Below are 11849 nucleotides of genomic sequence, written 5' to 3'. Positions count from 1 at the left end.
CAAAGTGTGATCCCGCCCTGGCCTTTTAAGGGACGAAAAGTATTTTAGCTCATCAACCCGTTTTATCATCGACTGTGTACATTTTAACTCTGTCACTTGATCAGTATATGTCCAGCCGTTGGCATCTGCTTGCATTTGTACGCAATTTCTAAAGTTGCCATCTGCAAATTGTATATCTGCAATTCACTCAGTCGCGAAACTAGATGATGAGCACAATGTTAGTAGAGTACTAAGTAAAAATTTGCTGTTTATTTTAATCATTTTCAAGTCCATTAATTGCGTGAGCAGTCCATGCGAATTAATTTACCCCACAAATAATGAATTAAGAGTTAACGCTATGTAACATTTAAAATCATCATGTAACTTTGCACTTAATATTTAATTAAAAATTAATATTGAATTCAATGGGTAATTTTAAAATAACTTACTTTATGATTAATTATATGATTATTTAGGTTACTCAATTAAGCAGAATACGTTTTAGCGGTGTATACTTCTCTCGTAATAATACGCAAATGTACAACGCTACTAACTCAACCCCTTTAAAAGAGGTATTTATACCTCATCAATACCCGCTAATATTGAAGTATATGCAGTATGTGCATTGTCACTCAAATAAGGGCCCATTCGCTTGAATAGGTCTAAAAGGCCAACACCATGGCGAGCTTTAAACCCTGCGTATCGACACACTAATTCCAACTCATTGGCCGCCGTTAACTCACATAAGAGTAAAGTATTCGTTTCACTTAAAAGAAACTCTTGGTCTGTAAACCGGTTTCTAAACTGAATAGGCTTGTCACTTCCAAATTGAGGAAATACAAAGCCTCTGTCACATGCACAATATAGATAAACCAGAGCTTCTTCCTCTTTGCCAATTAATTGGGCAATTCGGTTGCGCTGGGCCAAAGATACCATGCTTTCATCAAAACCATCGGTGCCATATGCTGCATGAAACAAGCCTGCGACCTGCAACAACTCACTACTTCCCCACTCTTTCAAAATACGTTCCGTACCCTGTAAATGAGATTGCAAAGAACCGTCGAGGTGCTGAAAATCCCCCGCTCCCAGCTCCTGTAACACTTTAAATTTGTCCATAACTCATTACACCTATTATTATTTTCTCTCGATTGTACCTGAAAGTTCTAAATTGATAACAGGGCACGCTAACTTTATCTTGATGTCACTGCAGCGAGTCCAAGTTTCCTCAATAACCCTATATTTGGCATTCAATTATCTCTTTTTTGTTTACTTTTAGGTTACAATTCTGCGGTGAGTCACAACAATAAACACCGGTGCGTTTACACGTAATGCGCTACAGCTCTAAGGAGAATTTATAATGAAAAAGTGGATCATTATATGCTCAGCGTTATTCAGCGCAACGTGTATGGCTAAAGAAGCAAATACTCTATTTACCGTTCATTCAGTAGAGCTAAACCAACAAAATAAGCCCAAAACAAGAACGCTGTTTGAAAAAGGTGAACGATTTCAAATTGAGAATATGGCAGATAAGTCCGTTAGAACGATTTATATGAATAAAAAAGTAAAAGGGGTTTTTCTTGAGGCCGGCAATTATTGCTACTCGTCGGTATTTATCTCCCAGTCTCAACGAGCACCGATTGCCAACCCAATTTGTTTTACAATTTCAAATGAGCATGTAAATATCATAGGCACTTTTGTGATCGGTACAAGAGTCACGACCAAAGGCGCCTACGCATTAATTGTTGACATCAAACAGAACTATGAAGAAATTGCCCAAACGGCTAATAAACCACACGCAAAGCCAGTCCCTTTATTCAAACCTGCAGATTAAAATAAACAGAATGGGGGCATGCAATACGATACTTTCCCATCCTCTATTCTAATTCGCACCAACCGTCAGGTGTGTTGGTGCTAATAGGCAAATAGACCCTCACCCGCTTTTCAGCTCTTTACTTACCTCTTCCTTCTTCTTGTACGCTGGCCAAGAATACGTTTTTCATCGCGTTGTTTGCGAGATTTTGATGAGTTTTTGCGATTATCTTTAGGTTCACGTGTTAAATCTGGCTCATACCCCTCTAGCCATTGTGGTGTTAGACGCGTATCTAAGAGTACTTCGATTTCCTCTAGCAACCACTGCTCGTCAATACTGACTAATGATATTGAACGCCCAGCATTCCCAGCTCTGCCAGTTCGACCAATGCGGTGTATGTAATCTTCGGCCACATAAGGCAGCTCTGCATTAATAACGTAGTTTAACGCTTTAATATCAATACCACGTGCTGCTACGTCGGTTGCGACCAAGACCCGTGTTTTACCACTCTTAAATTGCTCAAGTGCACGATCTCTTGCGCCTTGTGATTTGTCACCGTGAATAGCCAACGTTGCCAAGCCATCTTTGTTAAGCTCTTTTGCATAATCATCCGCACTTTTTTTAGTGCGGGTAAATACCAGTACTTGCTGCCAATTATTCTTGCCAATCAAGTGAGCGATTAACTCTCTTTTACGCTCTTCATCAACCGCGTAAAATATCTGCTCTACTTTATCAGCAGTGCTGTTTTGTTGCTCAACGCCAACGCGTTCAGGATTGTTAAGCCAAGTATTCACTTGTGAGAGGACAACATCGTCCATGGTAGCCGAAAACAGTAACGTTTGACGATTTTCGGGCACTTTGCGCATGATTCGTTTTATTTCGCCCATGAACCCCATGTCTAACATGCGGTCAGCTTCATCGAATACGAGTTGCTCAACCGCATTTAAAGACAAGGTGCCTTTGATCATATGATCTAAAAGCCGCCCTGGGGTCGCCACAACAATGTCAGCGCCCTCTTTTATAATTTTTTCCTGCGGGCCTATATTTGCCCCACCATAAATACACGCTACTTTTATCTCGCTAAACTTTGCTAAACGCCGCGCATCTTTAGCAACTTGTTGCGCAAGTTCTCGAGTTGGCGCAAGCACTAGAGCACGCACAGCTTGATGGGCATGGTTTTCACTTATCAGTCTATTTAAGATAGGCAGCATAAAGGCCGCTGTTTTGCCTGTTCCCGTTTGAGCTGTGGCCAGTAAATCATTCCCCTGCAATATGAGAGGAATACTTAAAGTTTGTATTTCTGTGGGCTCAACAAACTCAAGATGGGTGAGAGCTTGATTCAATTCATCAACGAGATTTAAGGATTGAAAAGACATATGTGCCTATGGATACTGCTAAAGATGCGCGGAGTATAGCAAATACGCTTTCCTCATGTGCACTTTATCCTTTGTACAATATTACTTCTCCATATTTTGTCTGCATTATCCCTCTAAACTTAAGGGCATAATAGCTCTATGGAGATTTTATGGCTGATCGCGAATATGATTTAGCAGCTGTGCCGGCCACAGCAAGACGCGCTTCTCTTTCAATGCTGATGTTGATGCTTGGTTTAACTTATTTTTCGGCCAGTATGTGGACGGGTGGTAAATTAGGTGTCGGTCTAGATTCAACCCAGTTCCTTATTAGTATAGCCATAGGCAATTGTATTTTGGCCATATATACTGCAACACTTGGATATATTGGCGCATCTACAGGGCTATCCACTCACTTATTGGCGCGCTACTCTTTTGGTGTCAAAGGCTCTTGGTTACCTTCTTTGTTACTCGCGGGCACACAAGTAGGCTGGTTTGGTGTCGGCGTCGCAATGTTTGCTTTACCCGTGCAAAAAGTTACAGGGGTTGATCTCAATATCCTCATTTTAATCGCGGGTATTTTGATGACAGCCACAGCGTACATTGGTATTTCGGCGCTCATGATCCTGTCAGCCATTGCAGTGCCGGCAATTACACTGTTGGGCGGATTTTCTGTTTGGTTGGCCCTAGAAAGTGCGGGCGGCTTACAGCAACTCACCTTTCAGTCGATTGACAGCCCGTTGAGCCAAACCCAAGCAATTACTTTAGTTGTTGGCTCCTTTATCTCCGCAGGCACACTCACAGCAGACTTTATGCGTTTTAGTAAAAATGCGAAAGTGGCTATTTACATCACGATTGCCGCGTTTTTTGTCGGTAATAGCTTAATGTTTATATTCGGTGGTGCGGGCGCAGCCGCTACGGGCAAAGCGGACATTTCAGAGGTGCTTATGCTCCAAGGACTCATATTGCCCGCAATTATCGTACTTGGCTTAAATATTTGGACTACCAATGACAATGCACTTTATGCATCAAGCTTAGGGGTTGCCAATATCACAGGACTACCCAGTAAATACTTAAGTATCGTCAACGGCGCAATTGGCACTTTATGCGCTCTGTGGCTATACAACCACTTTGTAGATTGGTTAGTGTTTCTTTCTGCCGCTATTCCCCCTGTTGGGGGCGTACTCATCGCACATTACTTCACTCACAAAGCAGCCTATAAAGACTTTGAGCATAGCGAATTTAAGTCCATTAACTGGCTGGCAATTATAAGCGTTGTGATGGGAATTGCCGCAGGGCATTGGATGCCTGGTATTGTCCCACTTAATGCTGTATTGGTCAGTTTAACTAGTTTTTATTTACTGCAAAAAGTTGCCCGATAATATAGATTTAAACCACTGAAAGACTGCTAACTATATAAAATAAAAAACTTTTGGAGTGCGACAATATGTCACACCTCAAGCTCTCATAAGTTCTTTATACTCGCCGCAGTTTTTTCAGTGAGTTGTCTTTATGTTTTCGTATTCAAAAATTTCTCTTGTATTTTTCACACTGGGCCTTTCTCAAGTTGCGGTGGCCGAACAAATAGAGCATTTTGAGGTGACCGGCTCTAAGATTAAAAACATTGCTTTTGAGTCAGCCAGCCCAATTACCACGCTCACCGCTGATGATTTAGCACTGTCCGGTGTCTCAAATTTAGAAGAAGTACTGCAAAGTTTAAGTGCATCCGCCGGTCCCGCAGGCAATGCCACTAATGCATATTGGACCAGCAATGGTTATGCTACCGCACAAGTCAACTTGCGTGGTATGGGTATCAAAAGAACGCTCGTTTTACTCAATGGCAAGCGATTGGTCGCAGGTGGTACGGGCGCTAATGACAGCCCAGACCTCAATATGATCCCAATGGGTTTGGTTAAGCGCATCGATATTCTTAAGGATGGTGCGTCAGCCACCTACGGTGCAGATGCCGTTGCAGGCGTGGTAAATATCATCACCAAGTCACACTTTAGTGGCACTCATCTCAGCGCTAAAGTTGGACAAAGCAGTAAAAAAGATGCCGAAAATGCGGAGCTGAACGCCACATTAGGCAGTGAGTTTGAGCGCGGGCATGTGACCGTCAACATTAATTATGTCAACAATGGTAATGCACTGCAATCGACGCGAAATCCATGCCCTCTCAGTGAGTCAGACGGTAAACTAAATTGCATTTACTCCGGCACTACGATTGGTGGTCGCGCAAGACTGTCGGACGGTCGAGAAATACAATTCAATCAAAACCCTGATAGTGACGGCAACCAGTTTGAAGACTACAACAATACGTTGCATGGCTACAATTGGTTTGAGTCTCTAAACTCATACAACCCGATGAAGCGTCTAAACTTAGCAACCTTTATCGATTATGCGCTTTCAGACAGTGTTCAACTTAACACCTCACTACTTTATGCAAACCGACGCTCAGACCAAATCATCACACCGAGAGGGTTTAAATCTGTCGATATAGTATCTGATTTTGTCTATAACCCAACAGATCAAAACCTCACACTCAAACGCCGCAGGAATGTTGAAGTACCTAACCCAGAGTTCTATCAAGAAACGGATATTTTTCAGGGAGCATTGAGTTTATCAGGTGAGTTAAATAATAGCTGGATTTGGCAAGCGGCTTATAATTATGGAAGAAATACAGGCACTGATGGATGGAGTTATGACTTTGATGACGAGCGAGTCGCGCAAACCCTTAATGCCGACGTATGTAGTACGTCAAAAGATGCCACTATCCCATGCGGAGATTATTTTGGTGTGGGGAAACTCTCTCAGCAAGTAATCAACTATGTGACTTACCAACGAGAAGGGACTGGCGGAAATCAACTCCAGTCACTGAGCTTTAATCTAAGTGGTGATATTGCTGAACTGCCTGCTGGAACTTTGGCTTTTGCGACAGGTGCTGTGTATCGAGAAGAAAAAGGGTGGCGAAATCCTGATACGATTGCAATGCAAAATGGTGAAGAAGATGCAATTTCAGGCCACTCAAATGTCAAAGAGGCATTCTTAGAACTGTCAGTTCCCCTTATTAGCAACGTAGCATATGCAGATTTGATTAAAACGAATATTGCTGTACGTTATTCTGATTATCAACATGTCGATGCGAAAACAACCTACAAGCTTGGCTTAATTTGGCAAGTAAATGAGCAACTCTTATTGCGTACAGTTCGCTCCACTGCGTTTAGAACCCCCACTATTACTGAACAGTATGGCGGCACAAACGTCGAAAACCTCATCACTATGGACCCTTGTGATGGCGCCACGGATGAAATTTTACGCAATTGTTTGTTAGCTGATATACCCGAGGGTTTCGCTCAAGATGGTTCAACAATCCGCACCGGTGTTGGTGGTAACCCTGAAATAGGCCCTGAAACTGCCAATACAATTACGCTCGGCCTTGTGTATCAATCAGCACATTTATCAGCAACGCTTGATTATTTCAATATTGAAGTTGATGACGCCATCAACTCTGTATCAGGGTCAAATATGTTGCGCCTTTGTTATAGCGACCCTTTAGCCTATCAAGCATACTGTAACAGCTTTACAAGGGACCCAAGTACCCACCAAATTACAGTGCTTGAAAAGCGCCCAATGAATGCGTCAAATGAACAAGTAGCTGGCCTAGATCTAAACGTCAACTTTGGCTCGACTGTTGATTCATTTGAGTACCGAGTTAACTGGGACACAACCAGATTACTAGAACATGAAAATACCGCTTTTTCGGGCGCTGAAACAGAGCAGCTATTAGGGAAAATAACATCTGACAGAGGCAGTTATACCAAATGGAAATCTAACTTATTTGCTACTTTGGCGTACTCTCAGTGGCAAGGTACCTATAGCATTCAGTACATAGGTAAAGCGGAAGATGAGAACGGAGGTGGCCCAATAGGCAGTAGCGTACCAAGCGTCATTTACCATGATATTCAAGTAAGTTATTCTATTAGTCATGCATTGAAGTTGTCATTTGGTATAGATAACCTGTTTGATAAGCAGCCACCATTTTTAACTTCGTGGAACGACGCTAACACCGATGTATTCACCTATGACACTGTTGGTAGGCGAGGTTATTTGAAACTGGACTATCAGTTTTAATTATCAGCTATGAACTGCTAGCTACTTGTGAGTGCAATAAGTGGCTAGTTTTACCTTGTCATTACTATGTTACCTTTGCACCCAAGCCAACCCTTACTACCAAAAATAGACCATCGATTCTACCCCCTCCTCAGGTTATGCAAAATCTAAATGTAATCCTAAAAGAGTAATATATAATCAACGCGTGCCTTGCTAAGCTTAGCGTTAACCAAATTAAACGGATTATTGAACATGCCCCCCAACTTAATAGAAATAGGTCTACCGATAGCACTTATTTTAATCATGACCGGCGTGGGTCTTAGCCTAACCACACAAGACTTCTATCGAGTTTTAAAGCATCCCCAGAGCTTTTTCGTTGGCGCTGCATGTCAATTGTTACTTCTGCCGTTAATGGCCATTGCGGTCATTGCAGTCACTGGACTAACCGCGGAATTAGCAATAGGCTTATTTATACTCGCCTTATGCCCAGGGGGAACCACGTCAAACCTCTATACATATCTTGCCAAAGGCGATGTTGGGTTATCCGTTTCTTTAACGGCTATCGTCGGTTTTATCACGCCATTTATACTCCCTTTTATGACAGCTTGGGCTATCGAGTATTATGGCCAAGATAGCAATAAGATAGATTTCCCTATTTTGAAAGCTTGGTTACAGCTAATCGTTGTAGGTGTTATCCCAGTAATCATCGGTATGGGCATTCGAGCCAGATGGCCTGCATCTGCAAAAAAAGCGGGTCCCTATATAAATTGGTTTTCGGTGTTAGTGCTCCTATTGGTCATTCTCAGTATCTGTATTCAACTCGGTGACAAGCTTATCGATTATATTCTCATGGCAGGACCTGCTGTCATTGTCCTCAACTTGATTACAATGTTATTGGGTTATGCTGTGGCAACCCTTTACCTCCACAATCGCGCTCAAACCCGTACGGTTACTTTAGAGGTCGGCTTGCAAAATGGTACCTTGGCACTGTTGGTTACAACTGGCCTTCTAAAAGACGAGGTTATGTCTATCGCCCCGAGTATTTATGGTTTATTTATGTTCGTCAGCGCTGGGATTTTTGTTGCATGGGTTAGACGAATGGCACCACAAGTTGAATCCAATACTTCAGTATAAGAAACCTTATAAGGCGCTTTATGCTCATGCAAGGTGATTGCTAAGAAACTCGGATCGCGCTTCGATGGGAACCGTCATTTTTTTGGAGCTCAATGGTGACAGCAAAAAGATTATCTTGTCGAAGCGCATGCTGTAAGAGCACCATAAACAACAATAGCGTTGTGTTAATACCACTCATGTTTACCCCAAACGTTGTGCACAAATCTTTCAACATAGCTTGAAAAACACCATCAACCTTAACCCACTCTTCCAAGCACCGCTCAATATTTTGATTGCTACTATTGATACTGTTCATCAGGTGCTTACCAACATCATGTGAAACGTGCTCAGGTAGTTCAGCAATATAGTCGGCTATATTTTGCAACTCCAAAGGGATATCTCGTAGCGCAGCAGCTTTGCGAAATAACTGCACTAAACGTTTTGATAGTGCTCGCCAATCCTTGTCATCGTAATAGCCAAAGTAGTCCTGAAAATAGACGCTGGCGCTTAAATCTGAACGTACGTTATGAGCATTGATTGTTCGACCCGCTTCAAAATAACGATACAGATTTGCTGTATCATGAAAATGAGGCGATAGCTGAGCATAAACTGCGATAATATTTAGCAAACCTTGGCGGTATTCACGCCAAGTTCGGTTTTTATAGCGCCCCTTTTCACAGAAAAGCAGCGTCTTAAAAGCGACATCAAAAAGTCGTGTATTATCAACCGAAAGTAATTGATTGTATACATCCTGCCCTGCGCGCATAGTGATCACAACATCACTATGGCTATCATTTGACTGGTATTGAATAGCGTTCTCGCCTGAAGGCTGGGTATACTTCTGGAACATACTGAGGGCTTCATTCACTTCAACGCTACTCACAATAGGTGAAAAACCGAACCCGCTTTGTGCTAATTGTTCATTAAAGTTCGATAGCGTTAACGCTTGTAAAACTGATTGCAACTCTGCTGAACTATGCAAATTATGATCAAGAGTTGAGTAACTAAATGCCAGCGCTCCTTGAAACTGTTGTTCGAGTGCAGCTTGTGCAAATCCATAGCTTAAATTGAAACACGCATGACGTGCTTCGTCAAAACCACGCGCTTGCTTACTTAAATTATGTGTATGAACAAGCATAATTTTACCCATAGGATCGATATGTAATTGAAGATCGCTGACAGTGTCAGATACATTATCAATGTCATAACCCAAAACATTTATGCCAAGAGAAACTTCGTTTTTTGTTAAGTTCGTGAGCGACAATGATCCAGCTTGGTACTCTATCACATCAGTTTTACTCAAAACATTAAGTAACGTTGATACCGCGTCGTCATTTCCAACTACCAAACTGCGATATAGCCTCGCAACTGAAGCTGAACTTGGCTCTTTGATTACAATGGTGAAACTCCGATCAACCGTATTCACGTGACTACTTGTCGACTGATAGTGCAAGTGAAGCTGTATATCCGCTGCGCGAGATAACGCAGTCTTAATACTATTTTTAGTCTCAGTATATTCTTTGGCTAATTTCTCATACAACTCAACCGCTGTCACACTCGCATCTTCAATGAGCGTCTTGGCATTTTTGCTGATTTTTTTTATAGGTTTGAGTGTTGCTTGTGAGCCTGCTTGAACGTCCTGATACAACTGAAAAGCTGCGTGTGAAAACTCGCTCTTTAACCTTTCAATCTCTTCCTTTATTAAGTTTTGAACACCGTGAAATACTTCCACTTGAGCCGGGTCGTCGTATATCTCTTGTAGATCTGCTCCAAAAATGTGCATCAACTGTTCTATCAATTCACGTGTAAAATCGTCTACTGCTATAGATAGGCTAAAGTTCAACTTTTCAAATGCCAAGTTGATAGCATCACCAACTGATTCACTAAGTGATTGTTTTTCTTGACCGTCACTCAAAAGCAATGTGTTCAAGTGTCTAGCCCGTTCGCTGTTTTTCGTTCTGGCACTTAAATTATCGAATAAATATTGACTAACATTACTATATTCATCTAGAGATTTTACAAGTTTATTGCCATAACCAAGTAACTTGTCTAGTTGATGACTTGCTAGTGCATCTAAACCGGTTATTCGCCCGCCCAATGCCAAATCAGCTCGATTTTCATCGAAGTCCTGTACTACTTTTTTCACTCGAATTGACAATTGATTGGTAAGGCTTTTAAAAACTTGGAGCTCAATCTCACCAGTCACAGCAACATGCTTTGTTAGTTTTAACCTTGCACTTACGTCAATATCAACCGGCTGCCTTGCACTTTTAGAAAATGTACTGATCGACCTGCCAACTGCCAACTCTCCTTGTAGTGAGAAGGATGCTTTGCGACCTAAATTAAATGCACGATACCCCTGCATTTCTCCAAGAGAGTTTGGACATTGGATGGCCTCAGAGATACTTCTAAGGCTCCAAGGAATAATAGGGCTTGCACTCATGGCGTGCATCACAGTACAGGTTTTATTTTGAGCTGGCGTTTGGTAGAAAGCTGTCATCTCGAGCGAGACATCACTTTTTGTATTGGCCGCAACTTGTATAACGCTTGAGCGCGCTTGCACTGATGCCTTCAAACAGATTGAGGCTTTTAAATAATGTGAAACGATAACCGCATTACGACATAAGATAGATTCAAACAAGTTATGAGTTTGAGATTGGTGCAACACCTCCCATTTAAAACGGGCATCTGAATTGATCAGCAAACCAAAACTGAGATCTGCAACACTTAGTTGTTGCAGAGGTCGCTTAAAACCGAAGTCTGTCGCATGAGTAATTGATTCATTGATGACCAGAGATTGCTCCCCTATCGATTGGGTGATATCGACCCAAGAGCGCCTTAATTTAGACCAATTTTGATACGCGCTCGTCTGTAACAGAGCTCTATATTTCTCTTCATCAAGTACTTTTAAGCACGAAAAGAGTTTATCAACCACTTCAAACAGGTCAATTAAGTCTTCCAACCACTCTGGCTGTTGAAGCATATCTTTGCATCGTTTTAAGGCTAAAAGTGTTTTAGTTAGTTCATCCCATACCTTGTACTCTGCCACTTCTTGAACTTTCCGCTCAAGCTCGCTAAGCTCTTTGTTTAGGCCCTCCAGTACGCCAGCAAAGTCTAAATGAGGTAAAATCATATGCGGAAGCGTGTCTAACATGGGCATGTGCAATCCTTACTCGTAATTAAAGCCACAAGTTAAAATAACCATATATTGAGCCTTGAGCAACAATAAAATTGTTGAAGTGAAATAATGAGTTCTGAACTTCTTTAATAAAAATCAAACGGGGTAATCTAAAAGAGAAAATTGCTAAAAAGGTTTAAAGCTCAATTCTGGGGCAAATTTAATAAAAAATAAATTTTAAAACGTGAATACTTCTTATAACGCTCTTTTTTTACCGAACCTAAATCCGCCTTTAGAAAAATACTACCTAACTCCATGAGAGTTAAAATTTAATCGAAAAATGTTTTTTTGATAAGAAAAACCAATC

7 protein-coding genes are annotated in these 11849 nt (G+C 41.6%); 4 read left to right on the top strand and 3 right to left on the bottom strand.

Going from position 1 to position 11849, the window contains the following annotated elements:
* Positions 1-555: 555 nt before the first annotated feature.
* The gene (locus tag N482_RS10860) at positions 556-1095 is read right to left on the bottom strand and encodes a DUF6817 domain-containing protein (RefSeq protein ID WP_063377058.1); all 540 of its coding nucleotides are present in this window, start codon (positions 1093-1095) and stop codon (positions 556-558) included.
* Between the two features lie 241 nt (positions 1096-1336).
* Between N482_RS10860 and N482_RS10855 the strand changes: the two genes are divergently transcribed.
* Entirely contained in the window at positions 1337-1810 is a 474-nt protein-coding gene (locus N482_RS10855) for a hypothetical protein (protein ID WP_063377057.1), read from the top strand.
* Between the two features lie 122 nt (positions 1811-1932).
* Here N482_RS10855 and N482_RS10850 read toward each other — a convergent pair whose 3' ends face one another.
* Positions 1933-3165, bottom strand: a complete 1233-nt coding sequence (locus tag N482_RS10850) for a DEAD/DEAH box helicase (protein ID WP_063377056.1) — start codon at positions 3163-3165, stop codon at positions 1933-1935.
* Positions 3166-3314: 149 nt separating this feature from the next.
* Here N482_RS10850 and codB point away from each other — a divergent pair, with 149 nt between their 5' ends.
* The 3 genes from codB (at position 3315) to N482_RS10835 (ending at position 8385) form a co-directional block, all read left to right on the top strand.
* Positions 3315-4523: a cytosine permease gene (gene codB, locus N482_RS10845; RefSeq protein ID WP_063377055.1), complete on the top strand. Its 1209-nt coding sequence runs from the start codon at positions 3315-3317 to the stop codon at positions 4521-4523.
* A 130-nt stretch (positions 4524-4653) separates the two neighbouring features.
* Positions 4654-7272: a TonB-dependent receptor gene (locus N482_RS10840; RefSeq protein WP_063377054.1), complete on the top strand. Its 2619-nt coding sequence runs from the start codon at positions 4654-4656 to the stop codon at positions 7270-7272.
* A 231-nt stretch (positions 7273-7503) separates the two neighbouring features.
* Positions 7504-8385, top strand: a complete 882-nt coding sequence (locus N482_RS10835) for a bile acid:sodium symporter family protein (protein WP_063377053.1) — start codon at positions 7504-7506, stop codon at positions 8383-8385.
* A 40-nt stretch (positions 8386-8425) separates the two neighbouring features.
* Here the strand turns inward: N482_RS10835 and N482_RS10830 are convergent, their stop codons facing one another.
* On the bottom strand, positions 8426-11524 hold the full coding sequence (locus tag N482_RS10830) for a hypothetical protein (RefSeq protein ID WP_063377052.1): 3099 nt from the start codon (positions 11522-11524) through the stop codon (positions 8426-8428).
* Positions 11525-11849 lie beyond the last annotated feature (325 nt).

The sequence above is a fragment of the Pseudoalteromonas luteoviolacea NCIMB 1942 genome (genome assembly GCF_001625595.1).
In the GTDB taxonomy this organism is placed as follows: Bacteria; Pseudomonadota; Gammaproteobacteria; order Enterobacterales; family Alteromonadaceae; genus Pseudoalteromonas; species Pseudoalteromonas luteoviolacea_A.
Note: the sequence above shows the minus strand (reverse complement) of the source record. Positions and strands in the feature narration are given on the sequence as shown.

What these genes read in the sequence shown, in the direction of transcription:
- N482_RS10860 (WP_063377058.1), bottom strand. Translation starts at nt 1,095, where the DNA reads ATGGACAAATTTAAAGTGTTACAGGAGCTGGGAGCGGGGGATTTTCAG.
- N482_RS10855 (WP_063377057.1), top strand. Translation starts at nt 1,337, where the DNA reads ATGAAAAAGTGGATCATTATATGCTCAGCGTTATTCAGCGCAACGTGT.
- N482_RS10850 (WP_063377056.1), bottom strand. Translation starts at nt 3,165, where the DNA reads ATGTCTTTTCAATCCTTAAATCTCGTTGATGAATTGAATCAAGCTCTC.
- codB (WP_063377055.1), top strand. Translation starts at nt 3,315, where the DNA reads ATGGCTGATCGCGAATATGATTTAGCAGCTGTGCCGGCCACAGCAAGA.
- N482_RS10840 (WP_063377054.1), top strand. Translation starts at nt 4,654, where the DNA reads ATGTTTTCGTATTCAAAAATTTCTCTTGTATTTTTCACACTGGGCCTT.
- N482_RS10835 (WP_063377053.1), top strand. Translation starts at nt 7,504, where the DNA reads ATGCCCCCCAACTTAATAGAAATAGGTCTACCGATAGCACTTATTTTA.
- N482_RS10830 (WP_063377052.1), bottom strand. Translation starts at nt 11,524, where the DNA reads ATGCCCATGTTAGACACGCTTCCGCATATGATTTTACCTCATTTAGAC.